20 protein-coding genes and 1 pseudogene are annotated in these 18,396 nt (G+C 58.0%); 4 read left to right on the forward strand and 17 right to left on the reverse strand.

Annotation, left to right across the window (positions count from 1 at the left end; genetic code table 11):
- Positions 1-347: 347 nt before the first annotated feature.
- The 16 genes from G533_RS0118160 to G533_RS0118235 all read right to left on the reverse strand — a co-directional run bounded on the left by G533_RS0118160 (position 348) and on the right by G533_RS0118235 (position 13,137).
- Positions 348-1,034: a hypothetical protein gene (locus tag G533_RS0118160; protein WP_027951159.1), complete on the reverse strand. Its 687-nt coding sequence runs from the start codon at positions 1,032-1,034 to the stop codon at positions 348-350.
- A gap of 37 nt (positions 1,035-1,071) precedes the next feature.
- Positions 1,072-1,263: a 2-hydroxymuconate tautomerase gene (locus G533_RS0118165; protein WP_027951160.1), complete on the reverse strand. Its 192-nt coding sequence runs from the start codon at positions 1,261-1,263 to the stop codon at positions 1,072-1,074.
- A gap of 9 nt (positions 1,264-1,272) precedes the next feature.
- The gene (dmpH, locus tag G533_RS0118170; RefSeq protein ID WP_027951161.1) at positions 1,273-2,067 is read right to left on the reverse strand and encodes a 2-oxo-3-hexenedioate decarboxylase; all 795 of its coding nucleotides are present in this window, start codon (positions 2,065-2,067) and stop codon (positions 1,273-1,275) included.
- Positions 2,064-3,101 carry a 4-hydroxy-2-oxovalerate aldolase gene (dmpG, locus tag G533_RS0118175; protein ID WP_027951162.1) on the reverse strand — a complete coding sequence of 346 codons (1,038 nt, stop codon included), beginning with the start codon at positions 3,099-3,101 and terminating at the stop codon, positions 2,064-2,066. The genes dmpH and dmpG overlap by 4 nt, the downstream gene beginning before the upstream one ends.
- Before the next feature lie 13 nt (positions 3,102-3,114).
- The gene (locus tag G533_RS0118180; protein WP_027951163.1) at positions 3,115-4,050 is read right to left on the reverse strand and encodes an acetaldehyde dehydrogenase (acetylating); all 936 of its coding nucleotides are present in this window, start codon (positions 4,048-4,050) and stop codon (positions 3,115-3,117) included.
- A 24-nt stretch (positions 4,051-4,074) separates the two neighbouring features.
- Complete coding sequence (gene dmpE, locus G533_RS0118185) at positions 4,075-4,860, reverse strand: 2-oxopent-4-enoate hydratase (protein WP_027951164.1); 786 nt, start codon at positions 4,858-4,860, stop codon at positions 4,075-4,077.
- The gene (locus G533_RS0118190; RefSeq protein ID WP_027951165.1) at positions 4,860-5,720 is read right to left on the reverse strand and encodes an alpha/beta fold hydrolase; all 861 of its coding nucleotides are present in this window, start codon (positions 5,718-5,720) and stop codon (positions 4,860-4,862) included. The genes dmpE and G533_RS0118190 overlap by 1 nt, the downstream gene beginning before the upstream one ends.
- 7 nt (positions 5,721-5,727) lie before the next feature.
- Positions 5,728-7,185, reverse strand: a complete 1,458-nt coding sequence (locus G533_RS0118195; protein WP_027951166.1) for a 2-hydroxymuconic semialdehyde dehydrogenase — start codon at positions 7,183-7,185, stop codon at positions 5,728-5,730.
- Positions 7,186-7,231: 46 nt separating this feature from the next.
- Positions 7,232-8,155: a catechol 2,3-dioxygenase gene (locus G533_RS0118200; RefSeq protein WP_027951167.1), complete on the reverse strand. Its 924-nt coding sequence runs from the start codon at positions 8,153-8,155 to the stop codon at positions 7,232-7,234.
- Between the two features lie 5 nt (positions 8,156-8,160).
- The gene (locus G533_RS0118205; RefSeq protein ID WP_027951168.1) at positions 8,161-8,490 is read right to left on the reverse strand and encodes a 2Fe-2S iron-sulfur cluster binding domain-containing protein; all 330 of its coding nucleotides are present in this window, start codon (positions 8,488-8,490) and stop codon (positions 8,161-8,163) included.
- 12 nt (positions 8,491-8,502) lie between these two features.
- Positions 8,503-9,564: an NADH:ubiquinone reductase (Na(+)-transporting) subunit F gene (locus tag G533_RS0118210; protein WP_027951169.1), complete on the reverse strand. Its 1,062-nt coding sequence runs from the start codon at positions 9,562-9,564 to the stop codon at positions 8,503-8,505.
- A 10-nt stretch (positions 9,565-9,574) separates the two neighbouring features.
- A complete protein-coding gene (locus G533_RS0118215; protein WP_027951170.1) occupies positions 9,575-9,934 on the reverse strand; it encodes a phenol hydroxylase subunit P4 in 360 nt (119 codons plus the stop codon).
- 72 nt (positions 9,935-10,006) lie between these two features.
- Positions 10,007-11,542: an aromatic/alkene/methane monooxygenase hydroxylase/oxygenase subunit alpha gene (locus G533_RS0118220; RefSeq protein WP_027951171.1), complete on the reverse strand. Its 1,536-nt coding sequence runs from the start codon at positions 11,540-11,542 to the stop codon at positions 10,007-10,009.
- Between the two features lie 14 nt (positions 11,543-11,556).
- On the reverse strand, positions 11,557-11,826 hold the full coding sequence (locus tag G533_RS0118225; protein ID WP_027951172.1) for an MmoB/DmpM family protein: 270 nt from the start codon (positions 11,824-11,826) through the stop codon (positions 11,557-11,559).
- Positions 11,823-12,824: an aromatic/alkene monooxygenase hydroxylase subunit beta gene (locus tag G533_RS0118230; RefSeq protein ID WP_027951173.1), complete on the reverse strand. Its 1,002-nt coding sequence runs from the start codon at positions 12,822-12,824 to the stop codon at positions 11,823-11,825. The genes G533_RS0118225 and G533_RS0118230 overlap by 4 nt, the downstream gene beginning before the upstream one ends.
- Positions 12,825-12,876: 52 nt before the next feature.
- A complete protein-coding gene (locus G533_RS0118235) occupies positions 12,877-13,137 on the reverse strand; it encodes a phenol hydroxylase subunit (RefSeq protein WP_027951174.1) in 261 nt (86 codons plus the stop codon).
- A gap of 364 nt (positions 13,138-13,501) precedes the next feature.
- On the opposite strand from G533_RS0118235, the gene G533_RS0118240 reads away from it, so the two are divergent.
- Positions 13,502-15,205: a sigma-54-dependent Fis family transcriptional regulator gene (locus G533_RS0118240; protein ID WP_027951175.1), complete on the forward strand. Its 1,704-nt coding sequence runs from the start codon at positions 13,502-13,504 to the stop codon at positions 15,203-15,205.
- 318 nt (positions 15,206-15,523) lie between these two features.
- Here G533_RS0118240 and G533_RS24650 read toward each other — a convergent pair whose 3' ends face one another.
- Positions 15,524-15,706, reverse strand: a complete 183-nt coding sequence (locus G533_RS24650; protein ID WP_144079952.1) for a hypothetical protein — start codon at positions 15,704-15,706, stop codon at positions 15,524-15,526.
- A 29-nt stretch (positions 15,707-15,735) separates the two neighbouring features.
- Here G533_RS24650 and guaB point away from each other — a divergent pair.
- The 3 genes and pseudogenes from guaB to G533_RS24210 form a co-directional block, all read left to right on the forward strand.
- Positions 15,736-16,377: pseudogene (guaB, locus tag G533_RS22830) on the forward strand (IMP dehydrogenase); the annotation flags it as partial.
- A gap of 14 nt (positions 16,378-16,391) precedes the next feature.
- A complete protein-coding gene (guaA, locus tag G533_RS0118250) occupies positions 16,392-17,972 on the forward strand; it encodes a glutamine-hydrolyzing GMP synthase (RefSeq protein WP_027951176.1) in 1,581 nt (526 codons plus the stop codon).
- Positions 17,973-18,083: 111 nt separating this feature from the next.
- A partial coding sequence (locus G533_RS24210; protein WP_185681511.1) for a transposase zinc-binding domain-containing protein occupies positions 18,084-18,396 on the forward strand: 313 nt, incomplete at its 3' end.

The raw sequence follows: 18,396 nt of genomic DNA on the forward strand, positions 1-18,396 counted from the left end.
AAGCACAAAGCCGAAACCAGCGGGACCAGGGCGTTACCCGAAAGCCGGGCGCCACCGGCTGAGCTGCTCCTGGGTCTGTTTGACTGACGAGCCTGAAGGCCAACGATACCAATCAAAATGCTGCGTTCACAGCGCCGCGGCAGGGATCCGCCGTGCTGGTTGTCGGAAAAGGAGCCGCTAGTGGGAAAGAGGAGGGTAAATTTTCAGCGTTGCTGGCTCCCCGTCAGCCGGATTGGGTTGCATCGCAGGGGTGTCGAAAGAGTCAACTGCGGTCCAAAGCTGTTGGACTTGGGTGAAAAGGGCGTTTATTCTTCCTATACGTAGTTCCTGGTTGTTATCCATAGTTGCTATCTCATCCAGCCAAATCCGGACAGCATCTGTGCCGCATTGTTCATTCCACTGCTGAACATCCGTTGCGGAAACTGCGAGCCCCCCAGGGTAAACGCGGCATTGAGCAGGCACACCGTCGGGTCATCCAGGCGATTGGTTTGGGTGGAGCCCGCAGCATCGCCCTTGAATGACATCACGGCGACCCACTGCTGATCCTGTGCCCAGGCACTGAGTAGCTCCCGTAAATGCCGGTCGTGCAGGGAAACACCGTCTGCTTCTCTATGGCAAGGCTTGTCATCGAGGCAGATCACAAGGACATCCTGTTCCCGAAGCACCTCCAGACACCGCCCGACTCGCCGGTATTCAAGCTCACTCATACTGGTATTAAGGATGAGTTCCGTTAACTCCCCCGGCTCCTCTGCCAGAAGCACCCGGAACAACTGGTGCCTGCTCGATACGTCTCGTGAATGCACTTCCGGCTCAAATCCCTGGTCTGAGAGCAGCGCCTTTATCCTGCCCCCGGTGGAGCCGTTGCCTTTAAGCTGCAGGATTTCCGGGGCATTTTGGCCGGCACTGGAGCTGATCACCACCACGCTTTTGTACTGCTTGCCCCAGATCATCCGTGCAGGCCCTGAGCCGGCCTGTTCCTGGGACTGGATGTTGTCCGCATCGCAGGAGACAAATAACACCGGAAGTTTGCTCATGTGCCTTCTCCTTAAAATCCGCAATCATCGCCGGGGCTTATCGCCCCAGCTTTTTCGCCGACTGCCCGCCAATGCCGAAATGTTGCTTGGGCATCTCGTTGAGAATGACACGCACACTTTCAACCGGCGCTCCGAGGGAACGGACAATGGCGTCGGTTACCTCGTGGATCAGCATCTCCTTTTGCTCGTCGGTACGACCTTCCAGGATGTTGATTTGAGCAACGGGCATAAAGCCTCCTTATTCGAACCGGGCCGTGACAGTACCCAGGCCCTGGTAGCGAACGCTGATGTTGTCACCGGCTTCCACGGCAATCGCCGCGGTGATGCCACCAGTCATGATGAAGGTACCAGCCGGGATGTGTTCGCCCCGTTCGGCCAGCAGGTTAGCCAGCATGGCGACGCTGGAGGCCGGGTGGCCCAGAACCGCAGCACCGGCGCCAACATCGACGATCTCACCGTTCTTCTCGACTACTACCCCGAGAGTTTTCAGGTCCAGGTCGGCCACGTTGGCCATGGTGCCACCGGTGATGAAACGGCTGGAGGAGGCGTTATCGGCCACCACGCTCACCAGGTCAAACTTGAAGTTCTCGTAGCGGGAGTCGATCACTTCCACCGCCGGGATCACGAAATCCGTCGCCGCCAGTACGTCACCGATATGACAGCCCGGGCCGTGCAACGGTGCCTTGGTCACAAAGGCGATCTCGGCTTCGATTTTCGGGTGGATCAGCTCTTTGGTTTTGACCACACCGCCGTCTGGTACGCTGAAGTAATCCGCCAGGAAGCCGTAGATCGGGGTTTCCACACCCATCTGAGCCATCTTGGCCCAGGAGGTCAGGCCCATCTTCATGCCCACCACCTTGTTACCACGGGCCTCCTTACGACGGCGGATTTCCCACTGCACGTCGTAGGCGTCTTCGAAGGTCATATCCGGGTAATCGTTGGTGACCTTGGTGATGTCGTGGGCGTTCAACTCGGCGTTTTCTACGTGCTCGGCCAGGGCCAGCATCTGATCATTGCTCAGGGTCTTGCTCATGCTTTTTGCTCCTCTTGCGCCTTCAGCAGATCCAGCGCCACGTCCACGATCATGTCTTCCTGGCCACCCACCATCCGGCGTTTGCCCAGTTCAACGAGAATATCCACAGTCTTCAGGCCATACTTCTGTGCAGCCACTTCGGAGTGGCGCAGGAAGCTGGAGTAAACGCCGGCATAGCCCAGCGCCAGGGTTTCACGGTCCACACGCACCGGGCGGTCCTGCAACGGACGCACGATGTCGTCAGCCGCGTCCATCAGGGCGTACACGTCGGTGCCATGGTCCCAGCCCATTTTGTCGAAGGCGGCAATGCACACTTCCAGCGGGGCGTTACCGGCACCGGCACCCATGCCGGAGAGGCTGGCGTCGATGCGGTCACAGCCTTCTTCCACTGCAACGATGGAGTTGGCCACACCCAGCGCCAGGTTGTGGTGGGCATGGATACCGGTTTTGGTTTCCGGCTTGAGAACGTCTTTCAGGGCGCGGAAGCGGTCCCGGATGTCGTTCATGTTCATAGCACCACCAGAATCGACCACATACAGGCAGGTGGCGCCGTAGTCTTCCATCATCTTCGCCTGTTCAGCCAGGCCCTGCGGGGTCTGCATATGGCTCATCATCAGAAAGCCCACGGTGTCCATGCCAAGCTTTCTTGCGTGCTCGATGTGCTGCCTGGAGACATCCGCTTCGGTGCAGTGGGTGGCCACACGTACAATGCGGGCACCGGCTTTGTAGGCGTTGTCCAGGTCGTGGACGGTACCAATACCGGGCAGCAGCAAGGTGGCAATCTGGGCGTGTTCCACCACTTCGGCCACCGCTTCAATCCACTCCAGGTCGGTGTGGGCGCCAAAGCCGTAGTTAAAGCTGGAGCCTTGCAGGCCGTCGCCGTGGGCGACTTCAATGCTGTCAACTTTTGCCTTGTCCAGGGCCCGTGCGATGTCCTGCACGTTCTTGATGGAGTACTGGTGACGAATGGCGTGGCTGCCGTCTCGCAGGGTCACGTCGGAGATGTAGAGTTTTTTACCGGGATTAAAGGTCATGGTTCGGTCCTCCTCAGTTGACCAGCGATTCGGCGATGCGCTCGGCGGTACCGAGGGCGGCGGAGGTCATGATGTCCAGGTTGCCGGCGTACGCGGGCAGGTAATGGGCCGCACCTTCCACTTCCAGGAAGATGGAGGTTTTCAAGCCACTGAAGCGGCCGAGACCCGGGACGTTCATGGGCTGGTCTTCAGGAATGAGGTCGAACTGGACTTTCTGCTTGAGGCGGTAGCCCGGTACGTAGGACGACACGGCTTGCACCATTTCTTCTACGGAGGCTTCGACTTCCGCCTGATCAGCAGCGTCAGACAGCACGTAGACGGTGTCACGCATCAGCAAGGGCGGCTCGGCCGGGTTCAGGATGATAATGGCCTTGCCCTTCTGGGCACCACCGACCACTTCAATGGCCTTGGAGGTGGTTTCGGTGAATTCGTCGATGTTCGCGCGGGTGCCGGGGCCGGCAGACTTACTGGAAATCGACGCAACGATTTCGGCGTAGTGCACCTTGGCCACGCGAGACACAGCGGCCACCATCGGAATCGTGGCCTGACCACCGCAGGTAACCATGTTCACGTTACCTTCATTCAGGTTCTGTTCCAGGTTCACTACCGGCACGCAGTACGGCCCGATGGCCGCCGGCGTCAGGTCCACAATCTTGATGTTTTCTTTGTGGCCACGCAGGAACACTTCGTTGTGCATGTGGGCACCGGCGGAGGTGGCATCAAACACGATGTCGATGTCGGCAAACTCCGGCATCTTCACCAGGCCGTCCACGCCTTCGTGGGTGGTGGCGACGCCCATGCGGTTGGCACGGGCCAGGCCGTCGGATTCCGGGTCGATACCGACCATGGCGCCCATTTCGATGTTCTTGCCATTACGCAGGATCTTGATCATCAAGTCGGTGCCGATGTTGCCCGAGCCGATAATCGCGGCTTTGATTTTCTTGCTCATAATCTTGTCCTCGTTTGGTCCGGATCAGACAAAGCGCACAGAAGCGCTGCCAATCCCGCCAATGTCCACACGCATGGTGTCACCGGCTTTCACCGGCTCCAGCGGTACCAGGGAGCCCGACAGGATGACTTCACCTGCCTTCAGGGAAATACCAAACTCGCCCAGGGTGTTGGCCAGCCAGGCCACGCAGTTCACTGGAGAGCTCAACGCGGCTGCGCCGGCGCCGGTGCTGATGATGGAACCGTTCTTCTCCACCACCATGCCGCAGGTCACCAGGTCGATATCCCGGGGCGAAACCGCGTTGTCGCCCAGCACAAACAGGCCACAGGACGCGTTGTCGGAAATGGTGTCCTGAATGGCGATCTTCCAGTCCTGGATGCGGGAATCGACAATCTCGAAACAGGGCATCACGCATTCGGTCGCTGCCAGCACGTCTGCGTTGGTGATACCCGGGCCGGTCAGATCCTTTTTCAGGATGAAGGCAATTTCGCCTTCGGCACGAGGGGCAATCAGGCGGTCGCTGATGGGCACCGCTTCACCGCTGTTGAACACCATGTCGTCGGTCAGGTAACCGAAATCCGGCTGATGAACGTTCAGCATGTTCATCACCGCTTTGCTGGTAACGCCGATCTTCTTGCCGATTACCCGGGCACCGGCCTGCTGCCGGCGCTCAAGCATGCGCAGGGAGATGTGGTAGGCATCCTCGATGCTGATGTCTTCGCCACGGCTGGTCAGCGGGGAGACTGCTTCCCGCTTGACCATGGCTTCGTACAGTTCGTCGCCGAACTGCTGGATTTTTTGCTTATCCATTACTTGCCTCCGGCGCCGGCCTGATCCGCCTCGTTCAGAAAATCGTCGACCAACCGGGCGAACCGGGAGGCGTGTTCAATCTGTGTCCAGTGACCGCAGCGGCCGAACACGTGCAGCTGGGCACGATCAATCAATTCAGCCAACTTATATGAGGCTTCCAGGGGAATCACTTCGTCTTCGCGACCGTGGATAATCAGGGTTTCGTGGGGCAGCGCGCGGATCGCCTCTTCAGGGCTGGCCAGGTTGTCCACCCAACGCTGACGCGGGGCCGGGAACATGGCCGCAAAGGACTCCTGAAAGCCCGGGCGAATGCTGGCCTGGTAACGCATCTCTGCCAGTTCATCGGTCAGCAGGCCTTTGTTGAAGGCAAATACATCCATCAACCGGCGCATGGTTTCCAGCGAGGGCTGGTAACCCCAGACTTCATCCAGGCCTTTGGTGATCGGAAAGCTGACCCCGGCAGAGCCCATCAGTACCAGACGGCGAACGCGCTCTGGATGCTCGATGGCCAACGACAATGACAGACCACCCCCGAAGGAGTTGCCCACCAGATCGACCTGATCAAGCCCCAGCTCGTCCATAACACCGATGGCGTGTTTTACCCAACGCTCACGGTTATAGATCTTGTCTTCCGGGCGCTCGCTGTAACCAAAGCCGAGCATGTCCGGCGCAACCACACGGCGGTGTTTGGCCAGCTCGGGAATCACCAGGCGCCAGTTGGCCCAGGCGGTTACCCCGGGGCCGGAACCGTGAATCATCATCAATGGGAAGCCACCTTCGCCGTGATCGTGCACATTGGTCCGGTAGCCGGCCGCGGTGATCTCACGCCCGATTTCAGGGCTGTCTACAGGTACGTTCATGGCTACCTCACAGTTTGATACAGATGTTTTTGGTTTCAGTGTAGAACTCCAGACCATGCACGCCGCCCTCACGACCAATCCCTGATTGTTTGGCGCCGCCGAAGGATGTGCGCAGATCACGCAGGAACCAGGAGTTCACCCACGCCAGACCAACTTCCATCTGTTCCGCGACGCGAAGAGCTCGGGCAGAATTTTCTGTCCAGATGGCGCAGGCAAGGCCGTAACTGGTGTTATTGGCCAGCTCGATGGCTTCTTCTTCGGTGTCGAAAGGGCGGATGTGACAGCAAGGGCCAAAAATTTCTTCACGGATAACACGGGCGTCTTCAGGCAGGCCGGTCCAGATGGTGGGCTCAATCCAGGCGCCATCGTTCAGCTCTGCGCCCATGTCAGGAATGCCTCCACCAATCTCGACGGTGGCACCCTCTTCGCGAGCCAGGTCGTAATAGCTTTTAACTTTGTCGCGATGCTCCAGGCTGACCAGCGGTCCGAAATTCGCCTCAGGATCTTCTGGTCGTCCCAGTTTCAGCTTGGCCACCTCTTCTTTCATGCGCGCGAGAAACTGATCAAAAATCGGGCGCTCTACATACACCCGCTCGGTGCCCAGGCAAACCTGACCACAGTTGACAAACGCGGAGCGCATGGTGCCCTCCACGGCTTTCTCGAGATCGCAGTCGGCAAAAACAAGGCCAGGGTTTTTTCCGCCGCACTCCATGGAAACATTACGCAGGCCCACTGCGGCCGCTTTCATGATGATCTCACCGGTGCGGGTTTCGCCGGTGAAGGTGATCGCATCCACTAATGGATGAGAAGTCAGGAAGGCACCCGCAGAATCAGGGCCAAAACCGTGCACCACGTTAAACACACCAGGTGGCACACCACACTCGTTCATGACCTCACCCAGCAACGTGGCCGTGGCAGGTGTTTCTTCCGACGGTTTAACAACAACTGTGTTACCACAGGCCAGCGCAGGGCCAACCTTGAAGGTCATCAGCAACAGAGGAAGGTTCCATGGAGACACCACGGCAATAACGCCCTTTGGTGTCCGATGGCCTACGTTCACGGCGCCCTTGCCATCCGGGGTATCCATTCGGAAGCCCTCAGTAGGATGGTTCATGGAGTCCGCAAATTCCTTGAAGTTAGCTGCACCGCGAGGAATATCGATGTGGCTGGCCATTGACCGTGGCTTGCCGGTATCTAGACACTCTGCGGCCAGAAATTCGTCGAAACGCTCGTTGATGCGGTCCGCGATCTTATTCAAGATGGCGGCACGCTGCTTTTGGGTCAGCTTGCTCCAAGGCCCCTTAAGCGCAGCTTTAGCGGCACGAACGGCAGCATCGACCTCCGCCTCGCCGGCCTCGTGAACCTGGCCAATCAGGCTGTTGTCCACCGGGGAGCGATTTTCGAAAGTTTTGCCGCTGGCCGAAGCCACGTACTCGCCGTTGATAAAATGTTTGAACTCTTTCATGGCTGCCTAGTCCTGTTAAATTGAATCCCGTTTGGCCTGTTGGTAATCAGGTCAACACGGTCAGGAAGCGTTCGTTCAGTACGCGATCGTGGTAGAAAATCGCCTTACCGAGGTCTTCTGCCTTCCAGGTAATGGGTTTGTGATCCGGGTAGTGATAGTCGCCGCCGCAGAACACTTCGTTACGGTTGCCCGACGGGTCAAAGAAGTAGATGGTCTGCCCGTGGGTCAGGCCGTGACGGGTCGGGCCGATATCGATGGAGGTATCGGTCATGGAGATCAGATCCGCCGCCCGCAGTACGGCTTCCCAGGTATCCAGGAAGAAAGAGGCGTGATGGAACTTGCCTTTCTCTTCGTGGTGGATGAAGGCCACGTCGTGCTCCTTCATGGACACGGTCAGGAACTGCGCCACACGGGTGCCTTCGGGGTCCAGAACCTGTTCCGCCAAGTAAAAGCCCAACACGTTGACGAAGATGTCATACACTGCGGCCAATTCCGGGCCGTAGAACAAGGCATGATCAAAACGCACCGCCTTCATGCCCTGCAGGCCGCGAGGCCAGGCTTCCGGGTTAACGCTGGACACACCCCACTTTCCGGTATATTTCTTATCAGCATAAAGTTCAAAGGCATGACCGGAGGGCACAGTGAAGCGAACGCGGCGACCGCAATCTTTCAACTCTTCCGCCGGTACTTGCTCAACCTCAACACCGTAATCGACAAGGTCTTTTTCAAGCTGGTTCAGGGCAGCTTCGTCCACCACCTTGAAGCCCATAAAGTCACAGCCCGGCTCATCGGCTTCGCGCAGAACCACAGAGAACTTGTCCACTTCGCTCCAGGCCTTCAGATAAACACGCCCCTGGTCGTCACGATCGGTTTCGATCAAACCCAACAGGTCTGTGTAGTGTTTGACGGCGTCGCCCATATCGAGAACCCGGATCTGAACGTGGCCGGGACGCATTACACCTTTTTTCATGACAGTTACCTCAACGGTTTTGTTGTTGTTTGCTTCGCAAGTGCCGCCTCAGGCAGAGGTACACACTCGATGGTCAAGTCGGTCAGCGGGTAGATCCGGCAAGCCAGGACCTCCCCTTTTTCGACGGCGTCGGGAGGGGCGTGCACCTTGCTCATCTTGCCGCACTCAAAATCCCCTTCCAGAACCCGGATCTTGCAAAAACCGCAGCCACCACCCCGGCAGCCCACGGGCACGCACTTCATACCCAGCTGTTCCATAGCCTTGAGCACGCTCTGGCCTTCCTGGCAGATGAAGTGGTCACCCGTTGTGCGGTTGAACACCTGGAACTCGGCCATACCGCCTCCCGGTCAGATCTTCTTGAACAGGGCTGAACGCTGGGTGTCTTCCGCACCGTCGGCCGCTGTCAGGAATTTCTCCATGAAAATGTCGCGCTCGAACAACCGGCCCTGCATCAAGGCGGTGATCGCCGCATCAATCATCGGTGGCGGTCCACACAGGTAGGCTTTGTTGCCGGCGAACCGGCCATCAAAGTGTGCCTTGGCGGCTTCATGCACATAGCCCTGATATCCGCTCCAGTCGGCATCATCCTCGGCCTGGCTCAACGCTGGCACGTAGGTGAAGTTGTCGTGGTCACGGTCGAGGGCTTCGAACAACTCCCGGTTGTACAGCTCGGCCTGGTTGCGGGCACCCTGAAACAACACGATTTTGCGTTCATCGTTCTGCTCCAGCAGGTCCATGATCATCGATTGCGGGCTGGACAGTCCGGAGCCGCCAGCGATGAAAATCAGGTCGCCGGGCTGAGAGCTGCGCACGAAGAACTGACCGTAAGGGCCCGACAACTTCAGCTCATCACCGGCTTTCAGCTGCTCATGAATGTAAGTGGTGGCCGCGCCGCCCTCGACCAGGCGCACATGCAACTCCACTTCGTCAGCCCTACTGGGCTGATTGGCCAAGGAGAAGGCCCGGGCGCCATCAACGCCAGGCAGTTCAATGTTGATATACTGGCCAGCCTGAAAGGTCATGGGGCGGTCCAGTTTCAGGTGCAGACCCTTGATGGTGGGCGACAAGTCCACGATGTCGGTGACGGTGGCGACGTAATCCTCAACAGGATGGCCTTCAAAATCCGGATCAACATCAATGTCGGCTTCGATGGTGACATCGCTTTCGACCGTGGCGCAGCAGGCCAGCACCTTGCCTTCGCCTCGCTCCACGTCCATCAGGGCAAACGGTGAGGCGTCGCCAATCTCGACGTCGCCTTCAAGCACCTGAACCTTGCAGGTAGCGCAGGTACCGTGACCGCAGGCAAACGGCAACCAGACGCCCTGGCGGAGCGCTGCCGCGAGGATGGTCTGGCCATCCTCCACTTCGATCTGCTCGCCAATGGGTTCGATAGTTACGGTGTGGCTCATAGCTCTACCCTCAGTATCCGACGCCAGCCATGCCTTTGAGGTCAGGTGTTGTGACCGTCAGCATGCTTTTGTGGTCAATGCCGTTGTCGGTCAGGCTGGCCTCGGCATTCGGTGTAAAAGGCTCGTCGTTCAGCAGCCATTGCGCCTTCAGAAAGTCCGCCCTGGCAGAATCCGGGTGCGACGCGGTGGCCGGTTTGATGATGTCGTCCACTAAAGCCCGGAAGGACATGTCTGGCTGCACCAACAGTGCAAAGGGAGCACAGAACATCAGGTGGTCCGGCCAGTAGACATACAACAGCTGCATGCCGTGGAAGTTCTCAACCTTGTCTTTGGCTTCAAACTTGTAGTCGTATAAAGCGTTAACACTCATAGTGGTCACCTTGTTGTTTTTGTGGGCAGGTCGCCCGGCGCCAGCGGCAGCCGGGCGATTCCCGAATCAGTATCAGGCTGCGTTTTTGTCCTCGTCGGCCGGCTTGATGCCCTTGATGGACAACCAGCGCTTGTGGTCCGGAGAGCCCAGGTACTCGAAATTGTCCTCGCCGATATTGATGTGGTAGTACTTCTGCACCACAGTCTCGACATCTGCACCTTCACAGTTGCCCTGATAGATCTGGTGCACCGGCAACCAGGCCTGGATGTACTTCTCCGGCTCATGCTCAAAAATTTCACAGCAGGCTTCGGAGCAGAAGTGGTAGCGCTCGCCCTCATACTTCAACTGACGGTGACTGAGCTTGGTGGGCGCGCCCATTTCGGTGAACAGGGTCGGCACCTGGCACACCTGGCACAGCTGCGGCAGGGTGTTGTTGTAGAACCGACGACCAGCAGCGGCTTCTTTCGCCAGATGCTCGTAACGCGGGCGGTAGTACTTGTCGAAAGTGTCCGGGTACTTTTCAGACATCCAGTCCATCTCTTCCTTCTCTGGAATCCAGGTATGGAAGCTGGTGGCCTGGCTGTACTGGTAGAAGGTGGTCCACAGCTGGTGGCTGAGGTGATGCTTGGCATCGTTGGCCACGTCCTGGTACTTGGGCGGACGAATGCCGTACCGCTCAAGATCCTTGAACAGGGCGCCACCGTTCTGCTCGTAATACACCTCCCAGGCCTCAGACCAGGACATGACTTTGTTCGGCAGCATGTAGTCCATCATCATGCTGACCAGGCTGAGCAGGCGGAAACCGCGCCAGAACCACTTGTCGATCCAGCGCTGAACGATGGGCACGTTGTCTTCGTGCTGCTCGAGGATGAACTTGATCACCTCCAGGCCCAAAGTCATGTGTCGTGCTTCGTCTGACTGGGCAGAGAAACCGAAGGTGACGGTGGCCATGTCGCCGTTGTAGGCGGCGCCGGACATGAACGGCACGAACAGCAGGTTGGTCAGCACGTATTCGAACGAGAACGAGATCGCGGTCAGGAATTCGAACGGACCCGCGGTGCGGGCATCGTCAAAGAAGGATTTGGGTACCGACAGGAACCACACCCGGTCGTGCATGTGCGCGGCATCGTGCAGGCCGTTAAAGTGCTTGTTGTAATGGCTCATGGCGTGTTGCTGGGTCTGGGAGTGACGCAACTCGTCAATCGCCTGCATCTGGCAGGCCACCCGCGCACCGGTGCCACTGAACTGACGACCTGTTTTGGCATAACCCTGGAAGGCCGCGTGTTCCAGCGGCGACACACCGCTGAGGAACAGTTTCAGGGCGTTGACGTAGCGAGCATCTGAAATGTTCTGGTGGCCGTTGTTCTGGGCAAAGGCATCAAAAATGGCGTACAGCTTCTTCTCTTTTTCCGCCTGGTACTTCCAGTAAGAATCCATAGTCAGACGGAACGGGTCTTCCCACTGGGACCAGTCGGTAATCTTGATACCTTCAAAATCCTCGTCCGGAAAAATGTCCTTCTTTTTCTGGTAGGTTGGCTCCCAACCCATGTCGCGGGTCAGGTACTGGTACTTGTCTTTAAGATTCAATTTCTTGTTTTGAACAGCCATGATGATTCTCCCAATTATTTCCACTCAAGAATAAAATGGTCATCGTCCTCATCGACATTGCCGCCGATGCTGATGACATTTACGAGCATTTCCTGAACATCCCAATCGCGCCCCAGCTTTTCTTCCATCGTTTCCCGATTTATCACCAGGCGCTTCTCAGCCTGGATCCGGATCAACGCAGGCTGGTGCTGTATTTCCGCATGAGGGTTATCGTCCATAACCGCTTCGGCGAGATAGCGAGAGTCGTCGTTGTCCTGAAATACAATGAATACCAACTGGCTCATGCTGAGACTCCCCTACTCTGCAGTCCGAATTTCTTCAGGCGGGTAGAAAGCTCCGCGCGGGCTTCATCCAGAGCGTCAATACCCACCGAGGCTTCTGCCAGTGGTTGGAGAGCGCTATAGACCTGCGGCTCCCACTGATCGATCCACGTCTGGAGCAGTTCGCAATTGGCTTCGCTCTCACCGGCGACGGCTTTGATCATGGCGTTGGTCCAGCGAAGGGAATCTTTGTACCAGTCGCGCATGAACTCGGTGAGCATGGAAACGTCTTCCGCACCCTGAGTCGCAAGCCAGGCATCCATTGTGTGGTACACCAGGGTGTACATCAGTCCATCCAACAGAATGTTCTGAACCAGGGTCAGTTCGAACCAGTCATCAACGACCAGGGTGTCCTCCACGAGTTTGCGCATGGGCTGCCACAGCTCGTCATCCATCCAGTAGCCTTTGGACTCGTCCAGTGCCTTACCGGTACTACCGTCAATCAACAGAGCAATGCGAGACAGGTACTGACCAATGCCCAGACGATCCATCGCGGCGTAGATGTGCATCTGGGAAACGGTGGTGGCTACAGCGTCACCCGCGATCTTGCTGTTGTTCATGTTGGCGCCCAGCTCAACATGACGGAAAGGCACCAGCAGGCGCAGCAGCTGCTTCTGAGTCTCTTCCGGCAGGCGCGTCAACAAGTTGCGCTTGTCGCAAAAACCAAAGCTGGTCTCGGCGGACTCCTGCATTTTGGCCCGGTTGCCTACGTAGGCGCCGTAATAGAACTGGCGGGGATCAGACACCGCGTACCAGTCGTCCATGCGGATGGCGGTACGGCGATCATCATTGAGCTCGTATCGGGAATCCCATTGGGGGCGATAGTGGAAGTTGGTTTTCGCCTCCAGGTCGTAGCTCGCTTCCTGATAGCGAGTCGCCGGCTTGTCACCAAATCGGCGCGCAATGTGGCTGTAGGTGTGACGAATGGGCTCCACCGAGGTGGTTTTGATTTCGATACTCATATCAATCTTTCCGTTTTGTTTTTGTGAATCAGATCGTGGGTGTTGCTGTTGTTCAGTAACGCTGACCGCGCTCGCCGAAGCGCCACTTGATCATGTCTTCGTCGATCTCACGGATCATGTCCGAATCCATATGGACCACGTTGTTGTGCTTGCAGAAGATCTCGAAGGCTTCCCGTGGCAGGACAAGCTCGACGAACAGCTCCGGATAACCAATGGCAAAATCGAATTCCACGAATTTGTCACCCGGCTCGCTGCGGACCCGGATGTAGCGGGTCATTTCGTTAAAAGTCTTGGCTTCTGGTTGGTTCGTCATACTGAGCCCCGTTTATGTTTGTGGTCGGCTTGCAGAGTACTGAGCAACGGCTGTGCCACTTTGGCCAGACCGGTCAGGAGACGAGGATTAAGCTACTGTTTTGGATAGGTTTTTCAGGCCCGCACAAAAGCCCGAAGCGGGCAAAATTGGCGACAGGTTCCAGCGCGAGAAGGGCTTATTTTTTACCAAAAGATCAAAATCAAGGGTGATCTGATCAAATGCTCAGACCAAGGCCCATTTCAACGATTACCGCCATTTTTTTACTATTTGGTTGATTTTTGACTTTGATCAGGTGTTAGATGATCAATTAATGAGCTCCGAATGAGCTGTTCTCCGCCTACAACTATAAAAGGGGTCTCCGACCATGGCTGTCAGTTACAAGCCACAACTGAACTATACCGATTTCAAGGATCTGACGGAGCAGATTCATTTCCAAAGCTCGGAAGGCAAGATCTGGTTTGGCGAGCAGCGGATGCTGCTGATGAACCTCACCTCACTGGGTGCATTTCGCCGTGAGATCGTCAACAGCATGGGCGCAGAGAGAGCCAAAGGGTTCTTTCTGCGGCAGGGTTATCTGTCTGGCCTGAAAGATGCCGAGCTGGCCCGCAAACTTCGCCCGCATTGCAGTGAGCTGGACATTTTCCTGGCAGGCCCCCAGTTACACTCGCTCAAAGGCATGGTCAAGGTGATCCCACTGGAAATCGATCTGGACCAGGAAACCGGCGATTTCTATGGCCGCCTTGAATGGATTGACTCCTGGGAAGTTGAAATCTGCAAAACCGAACTGGGGCAAATGAGCGAGCCGGCCTGCTGGGTGTTGCTGGGGTACGCCTGCGCCTATACATCGTCATTCATGAGGCGGGAAATCATCTTCCGGGAAGTGAGTTGCCGGGGCTGTGGCGATGAGAAGTGCATTATTGAAGGCAAACCGGCGGAGGAATGGCCGGATGCAAAAGAATTTTCCCGCCACTTCAAAGCAGACCCGATCATTGAAGAGCTCTACGACCTGCAGGAGCAACTGAACTCCCTGCGCAGTACCCTGCAGCGACAGCAGGGCCAGTACTACGGCATCGGCCAGTCGGCCTCCTATAACAAAGTGTGCAAGATGATCGACAAGGCCGCCCAGGGCAAGGTGTCTGTGCTGCTGCTCGGTGAAACCGGCGTTGGTAAGGAAGTCATCGCCAAGAGTGTTCACCTGCGCAGCGAGCGGGCCGACGGCCCATTCATTGCCGTCAACTGCGCCGCCATTCCGCCAGACCTGATTGAAGCCGAGCTGTTCGGGGTGGAAAAAGGCGCCTATACCGGCGCCAACCAGGCTCGTGAGGGCCGCTTCGAACGAGCCCACGGCGGCACGATTTTTCTGGATGAAGTGGTTGAGCTGACCCCTCGGGCCCAGGCCACCCTGTTACGAGTTCTTCAGGAGGGCGAGCTGGAGCGGGTGGGCGACAACCGCACCCGCAAGGTGAATGTCCGGGTGATTGCCGCCACTAACGAAAGCCTTGAGCAAGCGGTCGAGGAAGGCCGGTTCCGGGCCGATCTTTTTTATCGCCTAAACGTTTTCCCGGTACAGATTCCGGCCCTGCGGGATCGCCTGGAAGACCTGCCTCTGCTGGCGGGGCACTTTCTTGCGAAGTTCCACGCCCAGTACGAGAAGCGCACGCTTGGCCTCTCCGACAAGGCATTGTCGCTGTGCATGAGCTACCACTGGCCGGGCAATATCCGGGAACTGGAGAATGTGATTGAGCGGGGGGTGATCCTGACCGACAACAACGAAACCATCAGTCAGGATGCCCTGTTTGTGACTCCGCCCGCGACGGACAAACAGCCAGGTGAGCGTATTGATGAAGAAGGCAATATGCGGTCCGGCCCACCGGAAGGCGGCACGGGCAGCTGGTCTGATACGATTCTGGGGGCTGGAATAAGCCTGGATGAGGTAGAAGAAACCCTGATGCGCCAAGCCATGGAGCAAGCCAATCAGAACGTCTCCAAAGCCGCCCGACTGCTGGGCCTCACCCGCCCCGCCCTAGCTTACCGCCTGAAGAAATCGGGTATTCTCACTGAGGACTAGGTCCGTTTGAGTGCGACACGGATGTTGCTGCTTTCGTAAACTGATCAAATCAGCAACTGGAATCTGGAATTTATCATTTGATAAAAGTCAACGCTGAAAATGGTCATCCTCACAACCCTTTAGATACTACCTGCCTCAGAAAACCCTCTGTTATTCAGTACGTTAAAAAATCAATAACAATCTGGCACAGACATTGCTGAATCACCGTAAGTCGCTTTACTTCACAAAAACAAAGACGGTGACAGAACAATGCAAGAAGCCCCTATGCGCTCTTTGCGCACCTCCGGCGCTGCACTGGTGTTTACCAGCGCCACTACACTATTGCTGACAGGATGCGAAGCCCCGCTCAACCTTGAAGCGGTCAGAAGCATTGAGAGTCAGCCCACCAAAAGAACCGATTTCTATCAGGCCATGGCCAGCAACCGGAACACTATTGTTGTTGCTGGCAACGATGGCGTTCTTCTCTCCAGCAGTGATCAAGGGAAGAGCTGGAAACGGCATCCTGAAATCACCGGGAACAGCTTCCTGTTATCGCCACCGGCGCCGCGGCGCTGGCTTTGGTCGAGGCGGGCGCCGACGGGGTCAAGGTGGGTATCGGTCCCGGTTCCATCTGCACCACCCGTGTGGTCACCGGTACCGGCGTACCCCAGATTACGGCTATCGCCAATGTGGTCGAGGCCCTGGCGGGGCGCGAAATTCCCATCATTGCCGACGGCGGTGTACGCTTTTCCGGTGATATCGCCAAGGCACTGGTCGCCGGTGCCCACTGCGTCATGATGGGCAGCATGTTTGCCGGTACCGAGGAAGCCCCCGGTGAGGTGGAGCTGTACCAGGGACGGACCTACAAGGCCTATCGCGGCATGGGCTCCCTGGGTGCCATGTCGCGCACCCAGGGTTCCTCCGATCGCTACTTCCAGGATGCCAGCAAGGGCTCCGACAAACTGGTGCCCGAGGGCATCGAGGGGCGCGTCCCCTACAAGGGCCCTGTGTCCGCAATCATTCATCAGCTCATGGGCGGCGTGCGCTCGGCCATGGGCTACACCGGCAGCCACACCATCGAGGACATGCGCACCCGTCCCGAGTTCGTCAAGGTGACCGCCGCCGGCATGTCCGAGAGTCACGTCCATGACGTGTCGATCACCAAGGAAGCGCCCAACTACCCCATTCGCTGAGGCCAGACCTGCCCATGACCGCCGATATCCACGCCAGCCGCATCCTGATCCTGGATTTCGGCTCACAGTACACCCAGCTGATCGCGCGCCGCGTGCGCGAGATCGGTGTGTACAGTGAAATCCATGCCTACGACCTGGACGAGGCGGCCATCCGCGACTTCGCCCCCAGTGGCATTATCCTCTCCGGGGGGCCCGAGTCGGTCCCCGCGGAGGGCTCGCCCCGGGCTCCTGCCTGCGTGTTTGAACTCGGCGTGCCGGTACTGGGGATCTGCTACGGCATGCAGACCATGGCCGCCCAGTTCGGTGGTACCGTGAGCGCCTCACCCACCAGCGAGTTCGGCTATGCCCGCATTCGCGTGGTCGGCGAGGGTAGCGGGCTGCTGCATGATATCCGCGACCACCTGGACCACGACGGCAGCGGCCTGCTGGACGTGTGGATGAGCCACGGCGACAAGGTCAGTGGCCTGCCCGAAGGCTTTGAGGTCATCGCCGAGACGGACAGCTGTCCGATCGCCGGTATGGCCCACCGGGAAAAGCCCTTCTTCGGCATTCAGTTCCACCCCGAGGTGACCCACACCCTGCAGGGCAAGCGCATTGTCGAACACTTCGTGCTGGAGCTCTGCGGCTGTGACGCCCTCTGGACGCCGGCAAACATTGTCGAGGACGCCATTGCCCGGGTCCGTGAGACCGTGGGCAGTGACAAGGTGCTGCTGGGCCTGTCGGGTGGCGTCGATTCCTCGGTGGTGGCGGCGCTGCTGCACCGGGCCATCGGCGATCAGCTGACCTGCGTGTTTGTCGACAATGGCCTGTTGCGCCTGCAGGAAGGCGATCAGGTGATGGACATGTTCGCCCGCAACATGGGGGTGAAGGTGATCCGGGTCAATGCCGAGGACCTGTTCCTGGGCAAACTGGCGGGTGTCGACGACCCCGAGGCCAAGCGCAAGATCATCGGCAATACCTTCATCGATGTCTTCGATGACGAGGCCACCAAGCTGCAGGATGTCAACTGGCTGGCCCAGGGCACCATCTACCCCGACGTGATCGAGTCCGCCGGCGCCAAGACCGGCAAGGCCCACGTGATCAAGTCCCACCACAATGTCGGCGGCCTGCCCGAAACCATGAAGATGCAGCTGGTGGAGCCCCTGCGTGAGCTGTTCAAGGACGAGGTACGGCGCATCGGCCTGGAACTCGGCCTGCCCTACGACATGGTCTACCGCCATCCCTTCCCTGGCCCCGGCCTGGGCGTGCGCATCCTCGGCGAGGTAAAGAAGGAATACGCCGACCTGCTGCGCCGCGCCGACGCCATCTTCATCGAAGAGCTGCACAAGGCGGACTGGTACCACAAGACCAGCCAGGCCTTCGCGGTTTTCCTGCCGGTGAAGTCGGTCGGCGTGGTTGGCGATGGCCGCCGCTACGAGTGGGTAATCGCCCTTCGGGCGGTGGAAACCATCGACTTCATGACCGCCCGCTGGGCGCACCTGCCCTACGAACTGCTGGAAACGGTCTCCAACCGCATCATCAACGAGATCTCGGGCGTCTCCCGGGTCACTTACGACGTGAGCAGCAAGCCGCCGGCGACGATCGAGTGGGAGTGACGGGCACTGGCTGGCAATGTCTAGCAACGGCAGGCATTTCGGCTGAGGGTAAAAGAACTTTCCGCTAAGCGATAGACTGTATGTAAACACAGTATTGCAAGGACGCGGAACATGCCTCATGTGGCGGCCAGGACGGCCAGCCGGGATCGGGATACTGGTCGTTACCAGAGCCACCGACCCGAGCAAACCCTTCTCTATCAGATCGTTGACGAGTATTACCCGGCATTCGCTGCGCTTATGGCAGAGCAGGGAAAGGAATTGCCGGGCTATGTGCAACGGGAATTTGAAGAATTTCTCCAATGCGGGCGGCTGGAGCATGGCTTTCTACGGGTTCGCTGCGAGTCTTGCCACGCCGAGCACCTGGTCGCTTTCAGCTGTAAGCGTCGCGGTTTCTGCCCGAGCTGTGGGGCGCGGCGGATGGCCG

The sequence above is a fragment of the Haliea salexigens DSM 19537 genome (assembly GCF_000423125.1).
Classification (GTDB): Bacteria; Pseudomonadota; Gammaproteobacteria; order Pseudomonadales; family Halieaceae; genus Haliea; species Haliea salexigens.

Coding starts and splice junctions, on each gene's coding strand:
- G533_RS0118160 (WP_027951159.1), bottom strand. CDS start 1,034: ATGAGCAAACTTCCGGTGTTATTTGTCTCCTGCGATGCGGACAACATC.
- G533_RS0118165 (WP_027951160.1), bottom strand. CDS start 1,263: ATGCCCGTTGCTCAAATCAACATCCTGGAAGGTCGTACCGACGAGCAA.
- dmpH (WP_027951161.1), bottom strand. CDS start 2,067: ATGAGCAAGACCCTGAGCAATGATCAGATGCTGGCCCTGGCCGAGCAC.
- dmpG (WP_027951162.1), bottom strand. CDS start 3,101: ATGACCTTTAATCCCGGTAAAAAACTCTACATCTCCGACGTGACCCTG.
- G533_RS0118180 (WP_027951163.1), bottom strand. CDS start 4,050: ATGAGCAAGAAAATCAAAGCCGCGATTATCGGCTCGGGCAACATCGGC.
- dmpE (WP_027951164.1), bottom strand. CDS start 4,860: ATGGATAAGCAAAAAATCCAGCAGTTCGGCGACGAACTGTACGAAGCC.
- G533_RS0118190 (WP_027951165.1), bottom strand. CDS start 5,720: ATGAACGTACCTGTAGACAGCCCTGAAATCGGGCGTGAGATCACCGCG.
- G533_RS0118195 (WP_027951166.1), bottom strand. CDS start 7,185: ATGAAAGAGTTCAAACATTTTATCAACGGCGAGTACGTGGCTTCGGCC.
- G533_RS0118200 (WP_027951167.1), bottom strand. CDS start 8,155: ATGAAAAAAGGTGTAATGCGTCCCGGCCACGTTCAGATCCGGGTTCTC.
- G533_RS0118205 (WP_027951168.1), bottom strand. CDS start 8,490: ATGGCCGAGTTCCAGGTGTTCAACCGCACAACGGGTGACCACTTCATC.
- G533_RS0118210 (WP_027951169.1), bottom strand. CDS start 9,564: ATGAGCCACACCGTAACTATCGAACCCATTGGCGAGCAGATCGAAGTG.
- G533_RS0118215 (WP_027951170.1), bottom strand. CDS start 9,934: ATGAGTGTTAACGCTTTATACGACTACAAGTTTGAAGCCAAAGACAAG.
- G533_RS0118220 (WP_027951171.1), bottom strand. CDS start 11,542: ATGGCTGTTCAAAACAAGAAATTGAATCTTAAAGACAAGTACCAGTAC.
- G533_RS0118225 (WP_027951172.1), bottom strand. CDS start 11,826: ATGAGCCAGTTGGTATTCATTGTATTTCAGGACAACGACGACTCTCGC.
- G533_RS0118230 (WP_027951173.1), bottom strand. CDS start 12,824: ATGAGTATCGAAATCAAAACCACCTCGGTGGAGCCCATTCGTCACACC.
- G533_RS0118235 (WP_027951174.1), bottom strand. CDS start 13,137: ATGACGAACCAACCAGAAGCCAAGACTTTTAACGAAATGACCCGCTAC.
- G533_RS0118240 (WP_027951175.1), top strand. CDS start 13,502: ATGGCTGTCAGTTACAAGCCACAACTGAACTATACCGATTTCAAGGAT.
- G533_RS24650 (WP_144079952.1), bottom strand. CDS start 15,706: ATGCCGTTTCCAGCTCTTCCCTTGATCACTGCTGGAGAGAAGAACGCC.
- guaA (WP_027951176.1), top strand. CDS start 16,392: ATGACCGCCGATATCCACGCCAGCCGCATCCTGATCCTGGATTTCGGC.